12 protein-coding genes and 2 tRNA genes are annotated in these 15412 nt (G+C 61.2%); 6 read left to right on the forward strand and 8 right to left on the reverse strand.

From position 1 onward, the window contains the following. Window positions 1–70: 70 nt before the first annotated feature. On the forward strand, window positions 71–841 hold the full coding sequence (locus tag HU218_RS14130) for a substrate-binding periplasmic protein (RefSeq protein WP_246211215.1): 771 nt from the start codon (window positions 71–73) through the stop codon (window positions 839–841). A 67-nt stretch (window positions 842–908) separates the two neighbouring features. Here HU218_RS14130 and HU218_RS14135 read toward each other — a convergent pair whose 3' ends face one another. From HU218_RS14135 to HU218_RS14145, 3 genes are all read right to left on the reverse strand, one after another. Next, entirely contained in the window at window positions 909–1949 is a 1041-nt protein-coding gene (locus tag HU218_RS14135; RefSeq protein ID WP_174875584.1) for an adenosine deaminase, read from the reverse strand. Between the two features lie 107 nt (window positions 1950–2056). Next, window positions 2057–2147, reverse strand: a tRNA-Ser gene (locus HU218_RS14140). A 42-nt stretch (window positions 2148–2189) separates the two neighbouring features. Continuing rightward, window positions 2190–2280: transfer RNA gene (locus HU218_RS14145), tRNA-Ser, on the reverse strand. A 275-nt stretch (window positions 2281–2555) separates the two neighbouring features. Between HU218_RS14145 and HU218_RS14150 the strand changes: the two genes are divergently transcribed. The 4 genes from HU218_RS14150 (at window position 2556) to serS (ending at window position 7713) form a co-directional block, all read left to right on the forward strand. Beyond that, entirely contained in the window at window positions 2556–4148 is a 1593-nt protein-coding gene (locus HU218_RS14150; RefSeq protein WP_174875586.1) for an NAD+ synthase, read from the forward strand. 121 nt (window positions 4149–4269) lie between these two features. After that, window positions 4270–4875 carry an outer membrane lipoprotein periplasmic chaperone LolA gene (gene lolA / locus HU218_RS14155; RefSeq protein WP_174875587.1) on the forward strand — a complete coding sequence of 202 codons (606 nt, stop codon included), beginning with the start codon at window positions 4270–4272 and terminating at the stop codon, window positions 4873–4875. Between the two features lie 3 nt (window positions 4876–4878). Next, complete coding sequence (locus tag HU218_RS14160) at window positions 4879–6186, forward strand: replication-associated recombination protein A (protein ID WP_174875589.1); 1308 nt, start codon at window positions 4879–4881, stop codon at window positions 6184–6186. Between the two features lie 240 nt (window positions 6187–6426). Continuing rightward, window positions 6427–7713 (forward strand): serine--tRNA ligase, encoded by a 1287-nt coding sequence (gene serS / locus HU218_RS14165; protein WP_174875591.1) that lies wholly within the window; start codon window positions 6427–6429, stop codon window positions 7711–7713. A 311-nt stretch (window positions 7714–8024) separates the two neighbouring features. Here serS and HU218_RS14170 read toward each other — a convergent pair whose 3' ends face one another. The 5 genes from HU218_RS14170 to HU218_RS14190 all read right to left on the reverse strand — a co-directional run bounded on the left by HU218_RS14170 (window position 8025) and on the right by HU218_RS14190 (window position 14351). Continuing rightward, window positions 8025–8369 carry a hypothetical protein gene (locus HU218_RS14170; protein ID WP_174875592.1) on the reverse strand — a complete coding sequence of 115 codons (345 nt, stop codon included), beginning with the start codon at window positions 8367–8369 and terminating at the stop codon, window positions 8025–8027. 437 nt (window positions 8370–8806) lie between these two features. Further along, complete coding sequence (locus tag HU218_RS14175) at window positions 8807–9271, reverse strand: hypothetical protein (RefSeq protein WP_174875593.1); 465 nt, start codon at window positions 9269–9271, stop codon at window positions 8807–8809. Window positions 9272–9531: 260 nt separating this feature from the next. After that, a complete protein-coding gene (locus HU218_RS14180; RefSeq protein ID WP_174875594.1) occupies window positions 9532–10020 on the reverse strand; it encodes a hypothetical protein in 489 nt (162 codons plus the stop codon). Between the two features lie 303 nt (window positions 10021–10323). After that, the gene (gene fdhA / locus HU218_RS14185; protein ID WP_174875595.1) at window positions 10324–11520 is read right to left on the reverse strand and encodes a formaldehyde dehydrogenase, glutathione-independent; all 1197 of its coding nucleotides are present in this window, start codon (window positions 11518–11520) and stop codon (window positions 10324–10326) included. Window positions 11521–11840: 320 nt separating this feature from the next. Beyond that, on the reverse strand, window positions 11841–14351 hold the full coding sequence (locus tag HU218_RS14190; RefSeq protein WP_246211224.1) for an EAL domain-containing protein: 2511 nt from the start codon (window positions 14349–14351) through the stop codon (window positions 11841–11843). A 259-nt stretch (window positions 14352–14610) separates the two neighbouring features. On the opposite strand from HU218_RS14190, the gene HU218_RS14195 reads away from it, so the two are divergent. Further along, the gene (locus tag HU218_RS14195; RefSeq protein WP_174875596.1) at window positions 14611–15363 is read left to right on the forward strand and encodes a hypothetical protein; all 753 of its coding nucleotides are present in this window, start codon (window positions 14611–14613) and stop codon (window positions 15361–15363) included. The last annotated feature ends 49 nt before the right edge of the window (window positions 15364–15412 follow it).

Here is a 15412-nt window from a genome sequence, read left to right on the forward strand (position 1 = left end):
CAGCGTGCGCTCCGTCCGCGCCGGGCGGAGCGAACTTGGCTATACTGCCGCGTCCGAGCCGGATTCACCCATGAAAATCTTACGACTGATCGCGCTACTGGCGCTGCTGGGCCACATGCTGCCAGCACTGGCACTCACCCTGCTGACCGAGGACTGGCCGCCGGTCACCTTTGCCAATGACAAAGGCCAGGCTGACGGCATGGCAGTGGAGGTGGTACGAGCCATCCAGAGCCGCATCGGCGACACCAGCATCATCCAGGTGCAGCCGTGGGCACGGGCCTATAACAGCCTGCTGAAAGACAGCAATGTGATGCTGTTCACCGTTGGCCGCAATGCCGAACGCGAGCAGTTGATGACCCTGATCGGCCCGATCCTGACCTCCAGCACCGACGTGGTCGCGCTGGCCAGCGAGGCACCCGCCATCCGCCAGCTTCCCGCCAGCGAACTGCACCGGCTGCCGGCTGCCGCCTATCGCGGCAGCATCTTTGCCACCACCGCCAGGAATGCCGGCTTCACCGTAACCAGCACCAATGATCCGGAGCAGTCGGCGCGCATGCTGCTGGCCGGCCGGGTAAAGCTGTGGGTGGACGGCAATGTGGTCATCGGCCAGGTCTTGCGCCAGCAGGGCGTGCCCAGCACCGCCGTCGCCAAGATCGTCACCCTGGACAAGCTGGACCTCTACCTTGCCTTTGCGGCCAACGTGCCACGCAGCACCATCCTGCAATGGGAAGCGGGGCTTAAAGCCATCAAGCAGGACGGCACTTTTGCCGCCATCCACCGCCGCTGGTTCCCGCTGGAGCAAGCGCCAATGCAGGTCGAGCGGCTGGGCATCCAGCGATAGCAGCGCAGTCGCGCCGGGCGCGGCGCAACAAAAAGCCCGGCGTATGCCGGGCTTTTTTTATCACTGCTTACAGCGCCTGCTCATGCTGCCAGGCCGCCACGATGTCGCTGATGGCACGCTGCCAATCGGCCTTCTGCGCCGGCGCCAGCCAGCTGGCTTCGAAGCCGTTACGCACCAACTGCACGATCTCGTCGGCGCCCAGGTCCAGCGCACGGCGGCAGGCCAGCAGGTTTTCACCCAGGTAGCCACCAAAGTAGGCAGGATCGTCGGAGTTCACCATCGCCACCAGCCCGGCCTGCAGCATGCGCCGCAGCGGGTGCTCGGCCAGATCGGCAACCACTTTCAGCTTGATATTGGACAGCGGGCATACCGTCAGCGGCATGCGCTCTGCGGCCAACCTGTGCACCAGCGCCGCGTCCTCCAGGCTGCGTACGCCGTGGTCGATGCGACATACCTGCAGCAGATCCAGCGCTTCGCGCACGTAGGCGGCCGGGCCTTCCTCGCCGGCATGCGCGACGCAAGGCAGCTCCAGCTGGCGGCAGCGGGCGAACAGGCGCTGGAACTTGGACGGCGGATGACCGGCCTCGCTGGAGTCCAGGCCGAAGCCGTCGATACCCGACAGGTAAGGCATCGCTTGCTCCAGCACCGCAAAACCGTCTTCCTCGCTGAGGTGGCGCAGAAAGCTCATGATCAGCCGCGAAGTCATGCCCCACTCCGCTTCCGCCTGCTCCAGCGCGCGGCTGATGCCGTGATACACCGTGGCAAAGGCAATGCCGCGCGCGGTGTGGGTCTGTGGATCGAAGAAGATTTCGGTGTGCACGATGCTGTCGGCGTGGGCGCGCTGCAGATAGGCCCAGGTCAGATCGTAGAAATCCTGCTCGGTCCGCAATACACCGGCACCGGCGTAGTACAGGTCGAGAAAGGATTGCAGATTGTTGAAGTCGTAGGCGGCGCGCAGGCTGGCGATATCGGCGTACGGCAGGGTGATGCCGTTGCGCTCGGCCAGCGCGAACATCAATTCCGGCTCCAGCGTGCCTTCGATATGCAGGTGCAGTTCGGTCTTGGGCAGTTGCGCGATCAGCGCGTCGATAGGATGCAGGGCAGACATGGATAACTCCGTGCAGGTTGGCCGCAGCGGCGGCGTGCTTTGAGCATGGTGCAAAGCAGCTGGCAGGAAAAGCAAAAAGCCCCGATTGCTCGGGGCTTTTCACATTCTGGCGGAGAGGGGGGGATTCGAACCCCCGTCAGGGTATTACCCTGAACACGCTTTCCAGGCGTGCGACTTAAACCACTCATCCACCTCTCCAGAATTTTTTAAAGCCAGTCATCAACTGGCTTGCAGGCAATCTGGCGGAGAGGGGGGGATTCGAACCCCCGTCAGGGTATTACCCTGAACACGCTTTCCAGGCGTGCGACTTAAACCACTCATCCACCTCTCCAGATGGCTTTGACAACGTGCCTGTCGGCGTTTCGTCGTCAGAGGCTGCGCATTCTAGGGTAGCGCCCCCGCCTTGGCAAGCTTTTTTGCAGAAAAATGCACGCAACACCGCCACGCATCGCTTGCCACGACGCCCTGCTCCGCCGACATCGGCAGCAAGCGTTTGATCCGGCAGGCAAAGGCGGTGACAGCCGCCAATCAGCACATGCACGGCGCAGGCGCGGCGCGATCAGGTAGAATCGGCGCTGTTTCTTATTTTCCGCTGCACCCGACACAATGCGTATCGCTCTTGCCCAGTTCAATCCGGTGGTAGGTGACATCCCCGGCAACACCCAGAAGATTCTCGAACTCGCCCGCGCCGCCATGGCACAGGGCGCCGATGTGCTGGTTACCCCGGAGCTGGCGCTGACCGGCTACAGCCCGGAAGACCTGCTGCTGCGCGACCAGTTCTACCGCGACATCGCCCGCGGCATCGACGAGCTGGAAATGCTGGACGGCATCACGCTGGTAATCGGCCACCCGGTGAAGCTGGGCAACGAGCGCTTCAACGCCGCCACCGTGCTGCGTGACGGCCACCGCCTCGGCCAGTACCACAAGATGCTGCTGCCGAATAACGAAGTGTTCGACGAATGCCGCTACTTCACCCCGGGCGCCGCGCCGCTGGTATTCGAGCAGAACGGCGTGCAAGTCGGCGTGCTGATCTGCGAAGACGTGTGGTCGGTAGAGCCCGCCTCCGAGACCGCCGAGGCCGGCGCGCAGGTGATCGTGTCGCTGAACGCCTCGCCGTTCCATCGCAACAAGATCGCCACCCGCCACGACGTGCTGCGCTACCGCGTGGAAGAAACCGGCGTGCCGATGGCCTACGTCAACCTGACCGGCGGTCAGGATGAACTGGTTTTCGACGGCGGCTCGTTCGCCGTCAACAAGGCCGGCGCAGTGGTGGCGCAGGCCGCCGCCTACGACGACGAACTGTTGCTGCTGGACGTGGTGGACGGCGACATCGCCGCGGCCAACGTTGCGCCGCTGCCGGACGAACTGGAAAGCATCTACCGCGCGCTGGTGGTGGGCGTACGCGACTACATCGGCAAGAACCGCTTTCCCGGCGCCCTGCTCGGCCTGTCCGGCGGTATCGACTCCGCCCTGACGCTGGCGGTGGCGGTGGATGCCCTCGGCGCCGATAAGGTACACGCAGTGATGATGCCGTCGCGCTACACCGCCGATATTTCGGTGACCGACAGCCGCGACATGGTCGGCCGCCTCGGAGTGAAGTACGACGAGATCGAAATCTGGCCGATGTACGAAAGCTTCATGCAGGCGCTGGCGCCCTCATTCGCCGGTCTGGATGCCGACACCACCGAGGAAAACCTGCAGGCACGCATTCGCGGCACGCTGCTGATGGCGTTGTCCAACAAGAGCGGCAAGCTGGTGCTGACCACCGGCAACAAGTCGGAAATGACCACCGGCTACTGCACGCTGTACGGCGACATGGCCGGTGGCTTCGCGGTGCTGAAGGACGTGGCCAAGACCCTGGTGTTCGCGCTGTGCCGCTGGCGCAATACCGTGTCCGAGGTGATTCCGGAGCGCATCATCACCCGCCCGCCGTCCGCCGAGCTGCGTCCGGACCAGAAAGACCAGGACAGCCTGCCGCCATACGAGGTGCTGGACGCCATCATGGAACGCTACGTGGAAGGCAACCAGTCCGCCGCCGACATCGTCAAAGCCGGCTTTGCCGAAGCCGACGTCAACAAGGTCGTGCGGCTACTGAAGATCAACGAGTACAAGCGTCGCCAGGCACCGGTCGGCCCGCGCATCACCCATCGCGGCTTCGGCAAGGACTGGCGCTACCCGATCACCAACCGCTTCATGTAACTACCGGCAACACGTTGGCCGCAAGCATGCGGCCAACCTCGCTGCAAACGTTAACAAAAGTGTACGAACAGTCATCGCAGGACATGGTCTGATCGGCCATCCCTTTACCGACAGGAACACCATGAAAGCCATTGCCAGTCTCGCGCTGTGCTGCGCCATGATCGCGCCGGCGCATGCGGCCGCCATTGCCCAGCTCAAGGCCTTTGTTGCCGACACCAAGACCCTGTCCGCCAGCTTCAGCCAGACCGTGACCAGCAAAAACGGTCAAGAGAAGGCCAGCGGCCAGATGGAAATCCAGCGCCCGGGCAAGCTGCGCTGGACCTACACCCAGCCCTACGAGCAGCTGATCGTCGGCGACGGCAAGACACTGTGGGTGTACGACAAGGAACTGGCACAGATTACCAAGCGCAACCAGGCCGGCACCCTGGGCAGCAGCCCGGCTGCGCTGCTGGCCGGCAGCAATGCCATCGAGCGCGACTACCTGCTGCGCGAGGTTGGCCGCCAGGGTGCGGTGGAATGGCTGGCAGCCACCCCGCGCAAGGGCGACAACACCTTTGACAGCATCAAGATGGGCTTCAGCAGCAACCAACTGGTGGAAATGCAGCTGACCGACAGCTTCGGCAATATCACCCGCATCAGCTTCAGCAGCATCAAGAAGAACCCGCCGCTGGCTGCCGACCACTTCAGCTTTACCCCGCCCAAGGGCGTGGACGTGGTCAGCGAGTAAGCCATGGATCTGTTTGCGCGCGAACCGGTCAAGCCGCTGGCCGAGGCCATGCGGCCAACCTCGCTGGATGAAGTGATCGGCCAGCAGCACCTGATCGGCGCCGGCAAGCCGCTGCGGCTGGCCGTCGAGGCGCAGGTGCCGCATTCCATGATCCTGTGGGGACCGCCCGGCGTGGGCAAGACCACGCTGGCGCGCATCCTGGCTGGCGCGTTTGATGCCGAGTTCATCCCGCTATCGGCGGTGCTGTCCGGCGTGAAGGAAATCCGCGAGGCGGTAGAACGTGCCCACGCCATCCTGCAGCAAAGCGGCCGCCGCACCATCCTGTTTGTCGACGAAGTACACCGTTTCAACAAGAGCCAGCAGGATGCCTTCCTGCCGTTCGTGGAATCCGGCCTGCTGACCTTCATCGGCGCCACCACCGAGAACCCGTCGTTCGAAGTCAACGCCGCGCTGCTGTCGCGCGCCCAGGTCTACGTGCTGAAATCGCTGCAAACCGCCGACCTGCTGGCGCTGCTGCAGCGGGTGCAGGCCAGCGGCCGGCTGGACGGCATCAGCTTTGCCGATGGCGCCGCCGAAGCGCTGGCCGGCTACGCCGACGGCGACGCGCGCCGCTTCCTCAACCTGCTGGAACAGACCATCACCGCCGCGCGCGCGCGCAAGATCGGCAGCGTGGCGGCCGACTTCCTGGCCGAGGTGCTCACCGTCAGCGCCCGCCGCTTCGACAAGGGCGGCGACAATTTCTACGACCAGATCTCCGCGCTGCACAAATCGGTGCGCGGCTCCAACCCGGACGCGGCGCTGTACTGGCTGACGCGCATGCTGGATGGCGGCGCCGATGCCCGCTACCTGGCAAGGCGCATCGTGCGCATGGCATGGGAGGACATCGGCCTGGCCGACCCGCGGGCGATGCAGATCGCCAATGACGCCGCTGCTACCTACGAACGGCTGGGCAGTCCGGAAGGCGAGCTGGCACTGGCACAGGCGGTGATCTACCTGGCGGTCGCCGCCAAGAGCAATGCCGGCTACATGGCCTACAACCAGGCGCGCGCCTTTGTGCAACAGGACAAGAGCCGCGAGGTGCCGGTGCATCTGCGCAACGCACCGACCAAGCTGATGAAAGAGCTGGGCTACGGCCACGACTACCGCTATGCCCACGACGAGCCGCATGCCTACGCCGCCGGCGAAAGCTACTTCCCCGATGGCATGGCAGAGCCGGGCTGGTACCAGCCGGTACCGCGCGGCCTGGAAAGCAAGATCGCCGACAAATTGGCCTTCCTGCGCCAGCTGGACGCGGAAGCCGGCAAGAAATAGCACCGGCCGGTTGGCCGCCGCCGTTCACGCGGCCAACCCGCTACCGCAAATCGTTCTTCCGGCATTGCCGGACAGGACAAACCCCACGGCAAGCCATTACACTTGCGGTTTATGTCGCCGTGCATCATGCCGGCGGCAATGCCCGGCCAACGCAATGCGCCGGGCAGCACCAGATCACGACCCCGCCCGCGCTGGACGCGGGCGTCAATGACAAGCCAATTCAAAAAACAGGATTGAACCATGCTGGACATTCAACTGCTGCGCAGCAATATCGACGAAGTGGCCGCCCGCCTGGCGAGCCGTGGCTACACCCTGGATGTGGAAGCCTTCAACGCGCTGGAAGCCGAGCGCAAATTCCTGCAGACCCGCATGCAGGAGCTGCAATCCAAGCGCAACACCGTGTCCAAGCAGATCGGCATCGCCAAGAAAAACGGCGAAGACGTTTCCGCCATCATGGCCGAAGTCGCCACCCTGGGTGACGAGCTGAAAGCGGCAGAAGACGGCTTTGCCGCCGTACAGAAGCAGCTGGACGACTGGATGATGAGCATCCCCAACCTGCCGCACGAATCGGTACCGGCCGGTGACGACGAAAGCGGCAACGTGGAAGTCCGCCGCTGGGGCACCCCGCGCAGCTTCGATTTCGAAGTAAAAGACCATGTCGATGTCGGCGCGCCGCTGGGCCTGGACTTCGATACCGGCGCCAAGCTGTCCGGCGCACGCTTCACCGTGCTGAAGGGTGACATCGCCCGCCTGCACCGCGCACTGGCACAGTTCATGCTGAACACCCACACCGGCGAGCATGGTTACGAAGAGCACTACACCCCGTACATCGTCAACGACAGCGCCCTGCTGGGCACCGGCCAGCTGCCGAAGTTTGCCGAAGACATGTTCAAGGTCACCCGTGGTGGCGAGGAAGGCACTGTCGACCAGTACCTGATCTCCACCTCGGAAATCACCCTCACCAACACCGTGGCCGACAGCATCCTGAAGCTGGAAGAACTGCCGCGGAAGATGACCGCCCACTCGCCGTGCTTCCGCTCCGAGGCCGGCAGCTACGGTCGCGACACCCGCGGCATGATTCGCCAGCACCAGTTCGACAAGGTGGAAATGGTGCGCATCGAGCACCCGGACAACTCGTTTGCCGCGCTGGACGAGATGGTGAACCACGCCGAGAACATCCTGAAGGCACTGGGTCTGCCCTACCGCGTGATTACCCTGTGCACCGGCGACATGGGCTTCGGCTCCCACAAGACCTTCGATCTGGAAGTGTGGCTGCCGGCACAGAACACCTACCGCGAGATCAGCTCCTGCTCCAATATGGGCGACTTCCAGGCGCGCCGCATGATGGCGCGTTTCAAGGATGCCGACGGCAAGAACCGTTACGTGCACACCCTGAACGGCTCCGGCCTGGCGGTTGGCCGCACGCTGGTAGCGGTACTAGAGAACTACCAGAACGCCGACGGCAGCGTGACCGTACCGGAAGTACTGCGTCCGTACATGGGCGGCAAGGACAAGATCGGCGGTTAAGCACGCCAAAGGTTGGCCGCATGCGGCCAACCTTGAGACAACAAAGCCCTTGCGCAATACGCGCAAGGGCTTTGTTGTATGTGCTGGACAGCAACTAGCGCAGTCACCTGCTCGCTATGGTCGATAGGCGCATGTAGCCGTGCAGGCCAGTTGCAGGGGGAAGAAGCCGAGCAAATGACAGCTCAGCTCAGCCTCTGCACGGCAACAACTGGCCGGGCGCGGCCAACCGTCCGGCAGTTGTCGACCCATAGGCGACGGTCGGCGTTTTAGGAAAGCGGACGATTAATGTAGAGGTAACCGGCCTGCGCGGTTTAGGGCTCGATGACAAGTTGCACCTCTCGGACGCCAGCCCCGGACGGGCCATAGCGCTTCTTCACTGTGGCACCCCGCGTGAACGAGGTGGACTCAAGAATGGGGGTGATGACTTCGACTAGCCGATCGGCGCTTGGCCCGTACATGTACAGATAGCCGTCGCTTCCATCGACGGCAACTTCATTTCCATCGTATTCGCCAATACCAGCCTTGGAGATCGCCTTCTCCAATTGATCCTCAAGCTCAAACAAACGCTGGAGGTTCTTTGAGCCGTACTTGAAGTGAACGATGACGGCCTGCTCACTTGCAGCATGAGAAGGAGAAGCGGCGCTGGCTGCCGACATGGCGGCGATTGAACAGAGTATGCCCGCGATTGTGGTTCGAATACGCACTCTCAAGCCCTAACGTAAAATAGACGACGTTACAGCCGCATAACACTGGCAGAGTACTGTATATCCTGACAGCAGAGCAGCCAGGAAGCCTTGCAGATACAGGTGATCAGAGATTCCGGCAATATCTACGAGAATATGTGGCAGTCATACGTGGTGCAGTCTTATGACGTAGGAATTGTGCCAGCCACACTCTCGGCTGTCATCCAGTGAGCATCCCTTGCTTACTGCTGTGTTGAAGCAACTTCCCCGGCGTCCACTCCTGGCCGTGTGCTGCCAACCCGTCCACGGCTGGAGTCGACCCAAAGAGGCTGTAGGCAGATTCAATAAGCGGACGCTCAATAATATTGGGTGTTAGGGAAGGTTAGCCACATGCTGACCATGGAAGGGATTTATGCGACCATGTCAAAATCTTTTGGCAAAACAAATAATGCTACAAGCAATGCAGTGATTTCTACTAAAAAATACTTCATAAACCACTGCACACCCCCTTGGAAAACGAAGTTTGACAGATAAAAAATACTATTTTTCTCAACGCGAAAGAAATCCAGCAATACTCCAAGAGCAAAAACAAATGAAGGTGCAAGTATCAAAACTAGCGAAATTGATTTCAAGTTCCTTCTCAACTTAAAGTTCGCACATACAATCGCCAGAAAAAAAGCTGGCACAAAAAAAAGCAACTCCCCACCCAAGCCACCCATCACCATGGCCACCAGCAAGTATTTCAACTGAACGACATCTCCCGCTCTAGACGTAAAAATGGTTAGCGCCGGAAAAAATATCGCACCACCTACCACCGGAGAAAGGCAAAAGGAAGATACAACTTTCAAATGTGGATACGATATATCGCTGTTCATGACCATGCCTGTTCGAGCTTGGAGTAAATGGGGTTCGATTACGCCTAATAGAGGCGACCCTCGAGCTGGATGGTAACCCAAAGCAGTCGGTCTCTTGGCCACGGACTCAGCTGCTGGTAATCGTACGTTCCCGTGACTACTTTATGGCAAAGCTGTCGAGTGACTGTTTCTGGCCGGCAGCAGTCACCCGGAACATTCTGTCGCAACATAAAAGATAGGAAATTCAACGTTTCCGTCTACTGGAACGGCTGCTTATGCGCTTATTTGGAAGAGAAAACATCTGCATCTCCCTCCTGCTCAAAAGCAGTACCGAATGAAAGTTGGCCATTAGTTAGCTGATACGGGAAAAAGACATTCACCGAATAATTGTCACGGTGATTGAGTGACACAGCGATGGCATCGGACTTTGTGCCTGTTGAAGGCAAGGCAACTCTCACATCGTAAACCAAGGCAGTAGCCCTGTACTCACCTGACGTTGCACCCTTTACAAATCCTTCTTTTAACATGTGAATGATGTCGTTTGATGGCGGTTGCTCGCGGCCATCGTAGCCTGCGACGCTCGCAATTTCGCCGTTTGTTTTGAGTGCGGCACCGTATGGAAAGAACTCGCCATGCTTTTGAAGCATTTGTACTGCAAACGGTAGAGCTGCGTTCATAAGGTTTTCACACTCAGTTTTCGGTATTGTCATATCCTGTGCTCCAGCGACTACGGAAAACAGCAATGAAAGAGCAATAAGCAGGATTCTCATGGTGCATAACGCTTGAAATGAATAGTTAGTACGAATGGCTGGTCTCGTAACCAGCAGCGCCACGAGTCCGTTTGTTTTACGATAACCTATGCTGTTCAACGGGCGCTTTAGAGAAACGTCAGATGCGTCCGCTTCTGGCCGATAGCAGCCACGCCAACACAATAGCATAAAATGCTACTTTAGCCCGCCCTGACTGCAGGCGGCAGATATTGAGCCGGCTATCCGGGTAGTAGTCTGAAAGGTTGGCCGCAAACAAAACGGGCCACTGCAATGCAGTGACCCGTTGTCATGCTGGCTACCGGCTTATGCCAGTTGCAGCGTGTTGTGCGGGTCGATCACGAATTTCTTCGGCGCGCCGCCGTCGAAGGCGCGATAGCCTTCCGGTGCCTGATCTAGCGAGATCACTTCCACGTTGACGATGTCGGCGATCGGCAGGCGGTCCCACAAAATGGCCTGCATCAGGCTGCGGTTGTATTTCATTACCGGCGTCTGCCCGGTGTGGAAGCTGTGCGACTTGGCCCAGCCGAGGCCGAAGCGGATGGAGAGGCTGCCCTTCTTCGCTGCCGCGTCCACCGCGCCCGGGTCGTCGGTCACATACAGGCCGGGAATGCCGATGCCACCAGCTACCTTGGTTACCTCCATCAGCGAGTTCAGCACCGTCGCCGGCGCTTCCTCGTGACTGCCGGCACCGTGGCCGCGCGCCTCGAAGCCGACGCAGTCCACCGCGCAATCGACTTCCGGCACGCCCAGCAGCGCGGCAATCTGTTCACCCAGGGTGGCATCCAGTGACAGGTTCACCGTTTCGAAGCCCACGGCGCGGGCGTGTGCGAGACGGTCGGCGTTCATGTCGCCCACGATCACCACCGCCGCGCCCAACAGGCGGGCGGAGGCGGCAGCGGCCAGACCTACCGGGCCGGCGCCGGCGATGTAGACGGTGGCGCCCGGTTTGACGCCGGCCATCACCGCGCCGTGGTAGCCGGTGGGCAGGATGTCGGACAGGCAGGTCAGGTCGCGGATCTTGGCCAGCGCGCGATCCCGGTCCGGGAATTTCAGCAGGTTGAAGTCGGCATACGGCACCATCACGTATTCGGACTGACCGCCGATCCAGCCACCCATATCCACGTAGCCGTAGGCGCCGCCAGCACGCGCCGGGTTCACGTTCAGGCACACGCCGGTATGCTGCTCCTTGCAGGTCACGCAGCGGCCGCAGGCCACGTTGAACGGCACCGACACCAGGTCGCCCACTTGCAGGGTTTCCACGTCGCGGCCAACCTCGATCACCTCACCGGTGATCTCGTGGCCCAGTACCAGGCCGATCGGCGCGGTGGTGCGGCCGCGCACCATGTGCTGGTCGGAACCGCAGATATTGGTGGTCACCACCTTCAGGATCACGCCGTGACCGATTGCACGCCCGCTCGGGTCGACCATGCGCGGCGATTCGATCTCCCGCACTTCGACCTTGCCTGGCCCCATGTACACCACACCACGATTGTCGCTCATTGCTTGTCTCCGCCTTATTGGATGGCTGTGATTGTTGGTGCCGGCAACCGCCGGGCGGCTTGTGCCGGCACCACGCGGCAGCTGCCGCGCCCACGAGAATACGCGCCTGCCATATGGCAGCAACGAGAGGGAAACGGCCTGAATCGGCCCGATTGCGACATCGCCCGCCAACGACAGCCACAGCGGAGCCGACTGTGGAAAATCCATAAATATCAATAACAAGCAGGCCGCACTGCAGCGAGCACATGCGGCCAACTGCAAATAAAAAAACCGGTGTCGTGGACACCGGTTTTTATCGACAAACCCGCGACTAGCGACAACTAGCCCTGCGCCGCGAAGGTCTGCACGTAGCGGCGGAACTCTGCCGCCGGCAGCGGCTTGCTGTACAGATAACCCTGCGCCATGTGACAGCCCTGCTCGCGCAGAAAATCGCGATGTGCCGGCAGTTCCACCCCCTCGGCGACAATGGACAGTCCCAGACTGCGCCCCATCGAAATAACTGCCGAGGCAATAGCGGCATCATCCTTGTCTTCATGCAGATGGGCGATAAACGAGCGGTCGATCTTCAGCACCTGCACCGGCAGGCGCTTGAGATACGCCAGCGAGGAGTAGCCGGTCCCAAAGTCGTCGATCGACAGCATGATGCCCATGGCACGCAGCCCTTCCAGCGCACGGCCAACCTCCTGGTCGCTGTCCATCGCCGTGCTTTCGGTGATTTCCAGCTCCAGGTTGGCCGTAGGCAACTGGCTTTCGGCCACAATCTGCGCCACCGTATCCTCGATGTGGCCAAACTTGAGCTGGCGACCGGACAGGTTGACGGCTACCCGGCCGTTAAAGCCCAGCTCCAGTTGCAGCTGGCGGGTAAAGCGGCAGGCTTCGGCCAGCACCCAGGCTCCGATCGGCACGATCAATGCCGACTCCTCGGCCACCGGAATGAATTCGTCCGGCGACACGATACCCAGCTCGGGATGAATCCAGCGGATCAACGCCTCCATCCCCTCCAGCTGGCCGCTGGCAAGATTGATCTTGGGCTGGTACCACACCTGGAATTCATTGCGCGCCAAGGCACGGTGCAGGCCATACTCCAGTTTCAGCCGCGCCATCGCGCTGGCATTCATATCGGCGGTGTAGAACTGGAAGATGTTCTTGCCGCGATTCTTGGCGCGGGACATCGCGGCATCGGCATTCACCAGCAGCGAGTCTGCCGAGCTGCCATCCTCCGGATATACCGCGATACCGAGGCTGGCAGACACGAATACCTTGCTGCTGCCACCCAGCACCACCTCGCCGGCGATGCCATCCAGAATGTCCTGCGCCAGGCTGGCAACACTATTGGGCAAACCGGCATTGGGCAGCAGCAGCGTGAACTCGTCGCCGGCCAGCCGCGCCACGGTGCTGCCCGCCGGCGCCTCGGCCTGCAGCCGCGCGGCGATCTTGATCAGCAACTCGTCACCGGCCTGGTGGCCCAGGGTGTCGTTGATCAGCTTGAAACGGTCCAGATCGATGAACATCAGCGCCAGCCGCTGGCCGTGCTCCCGCGCCTGCTCGATGGCGGATTGCAGTTTCTCGCCAAACAGCGTGCGATTGGGCAGCCCGGTCAGCGCGTCGTGATTGGCGAGGAAGTGCAGCCGCTCCTCGGCCTGCTTGCGCTGGGTGATATCGGAAAAAACCGCCACATAATGACGCACACCGCCAAAGCCGTCGGGGATACCGGTAATGGTGAGATGCTCGGTATACAGCAAGCCGCTCTTGCGGCGGTTGACCACCTCACCCTGCCAGTAGCCATCGGCCTTGAGCTGGCGCCACATGTGCTCGTAGAAATCGGCGGACTGCCGTCCGGACTTGAGGATGGCCGGGGTCTGGCCGATCACTTCGTCGCGGCTGTAACCGGTAATACGGCTAAAAGCCGGGTTGACCGACTGGATCACGCCGTTTTGATCGGTAATCACGATCCCTTCCAGCGTGGATTCGAACACCTTGTCGGCCAGCTGCAGGCTCTGGCGGGAACGCAGCAGCGCCTCGTCGCGCTCGCGCAGGGCCGAGCGCAGCTCCACCAGGAACTCCTGCTCCAGCGTGGCCAGAATGTCGGACATGCCGACGATAGCCATCAACTGACCATCGTCGCCACGCACCCCGAGGTGGCGGATCTGCCCTTCCAGCAACACACGGCGGGCATTAAGCAGGGTGACCTGATGCGGCACCGAGCGGATCGGGTAACTGGCCAGATCGGCCACCGTCATGGCGTGATCGCCGGTGGCTACCAGTCGTACCACGTCACGCTGGGTCAGCACGCCCCACGTGTCATCCGCATAGCGCACGGCCAACGCCTCGACCGAGAAATCGCGCATGCGCTGCATTGCCAGCACCGCCGGATCGTGAGCGTCGACTACCACCAGCGGTTTGTGCAGCATGCTGTCCAGCCGCTTCAAGCGCAGGAAGAGTTCGGCGTCCTGATTCACCACGATATCGGTAACGGATACCACGCCCAGCCGCTTGTCGGTCGCCGGGTCCAGCACCTGCAGGTGACGCACACCATGCTGATGCATGTAGGCAGTCGCATCCTGTATCGACATATCGGCGGGGATGCTCAGCACCGGCGCGCTCATGAAGCTGCGAACCGGACAGCGCGCAACCTCGGGATGAAACAGGTCCAGACGGACAACATCGCTTTCCGTCCAGATGCCCAACGCTTCGCCATGCTCATCCACGATGATGATGGAGCCGCAATGCGCCTGGCACATAGCCTTCGCGGCCTCGCTCACCGGCATGTCCGGCGGGCAGGTCAGCACATTTCGGGAAATTATCGATTCAACGGCATGGGAAAAGGTCACGCCAAGGCTCCACGCATCATTTACAGGCAAATGCTTAATACTAAACCGATCAATTCATTAAGCATTGATAAATAACAAACACCACCGAGAACAACCGCTTGGCATTATTCGTCAAATAGAAGCCACTATCAATTGCAGCTGTAAACCATACGCCACACTCGCCATTTGTTGCCAATTATTATCGGCTCCAGAGTCGAGAATGACTGAAAGTCCGCGCATTCTGGCCGATAAATAAGTATCAGCGCACCCGGGGCCGGACATGGACATCTCTCGAATCAATGGGGCGGGATTTACCCCGCCAGGACAGCTGGTCAGCAGCGCGGCCAAGGCCAGAGCCGAGCAGCGGCAGAGCGAACGGCAGGAAACGGTCACGCTGAGCCAACCGCAGGACGAGCAGCAGACGCTCACCTACAGCAAGCCGGGCGCCCAGCCGGCAACACGCGCCACGCCAGCCACCCCGGCCTCCCCTGGGGGGCCGGGCAGCGCCGCCACACCGGCAACGCCCGCGACACCGGCCACACCGGCAAGCCGCGGTCCGGAAGACCTGTCGGCGCTCCTGGAAGAATCCGACCGCAAGGCCAATGAAATGTTGCAGCTGCTGGGCAATCTGATCCAGAAGCAGGGCTTGGAATGGAAGAAGGTGGTCACCGGCGAGCAGCACCTGACTGCAGACCCGGAAACCATCAAGGCGGCCCAGGCTGCCATTGCCCCGGATGGCGAATTTGGCGTGCGCAAGACCGCAGAGCGCATCCTGAGTTTTGCCCGCAGCATGATAGGCGACGACCCGACCCGACTTGACGCGGTACGTCAGGCCGTCACCAAGGGTTTTGATGACGCCAAGGCGGCGCTGGGCGGCGAACTGCCGGACATCAGCAAGCAGACCTACGATGCGATCATGGCCGAATTCGATCGCTGGTCTTCGGATGGCCTGCCCGCCAACGGACCAATCAGCCTGGCGGATAACAGCAAGACTGCCACGGACACCAGCGCCAACACTCCAGCAACGGCCTGAGTCACCGGCACCGGCATGCGGCCAACCTGACACAGGTTGGCCGCATTGC

Origin of the sequence: Vogesella oryzae, from assembly GCF_902829295.1 — a bacterium.
In the GTDB taxonomy this organism is placed as follows: Bacteria; Pseudomonadota; Gammaproteobacteria; order Burkholderiales; family Chromobacteriaceae; genus Vogesella; species Vogesella oryzae.

What these genes read in the sequence shown, in the direction of transcription:
- HU218_RS14130 (WP_246211215.1), top strand. Translation starts at nt 71, where the DNA reads ATGAAAATCTTACGACTGATCGCGCTACTGGCGCTGCTGGGCCACATG.
- HU218_RS14135 (WP_174875584.1), bottom strand. Translation starts at nt 1,949, where the DNA reads ATGTCTGCCCTGCATCCTATCGACGCGCTGATCGCGCAACTGCCCAAG.
- HU218_RS14150 (WP_174875586.1), top strand. Translation starts at nt 2,556, where the DNA reads ATGCGTATCGCTCTTGCCCAGTTCAATCCGGTGGTAGGTGACATCCCC.
- lolA (WP_174875587.1), top strand. Translation starts at nt 4,270, where the DNA reads ATGAAAGCCATTGCCAGTCTCGCGCTGTGCTGCGCCATGATCGCGCCG.
- HU218_RS14160 (WP_174875589.1), top strand. Translation starts at nt 4,879, where the DNA reads ATGGATCTGTTTGCGCGCGAACCGGTCAAGCCGCTGGCCGAGGCCATG.
- serS (WP_174875591.1), top strand. Translation starts at nt 6,427, where the DNA reads ATGCTGGACATTCAACTGCTGCGCAGCAATATCGACGAAGTGGCCGCC.
- HU218_RS14170 (WP_174875592.1), bottom strand. Translation starts at nt 8,369, where the DNA reads ATGTCGGCAGCCAGCGCCGCTTCTCCTTCTCATGCTGCAAGTGAGCAG.
- HU218_RS14175 (WP_174875593.1), bottom strand. Translation starts at nt 9,271, where the DNA reads ATGAACAGCGATATATCGTATCCACATTTGAAAGTTGTATCTTCCTTT.
- HU218_RS14180 (WP_174875594.1), bottom strand. Translation starts at nt 10,020, where the DNA reads ATGAGAATCCTGCTTATTGCTCTTTCATTGCTGTTTTCCGTAGTCGCT.
- fdhA (WP_174875595.1), bottom strand. Translation starts at nt 11,520, where the DNA reads ATGAGCGACAATCGTGGTGTGGTGTACATGGGGCCAGGCAAGGTCGAA.
- HU218_RS14195 (WP_174875596.1), top strand. Translation starts at nt 14,611, where the DNA reads ATGGACATCTCTCGAATCAATGGGGCGGGATTTACCCCGCCAGGACAG.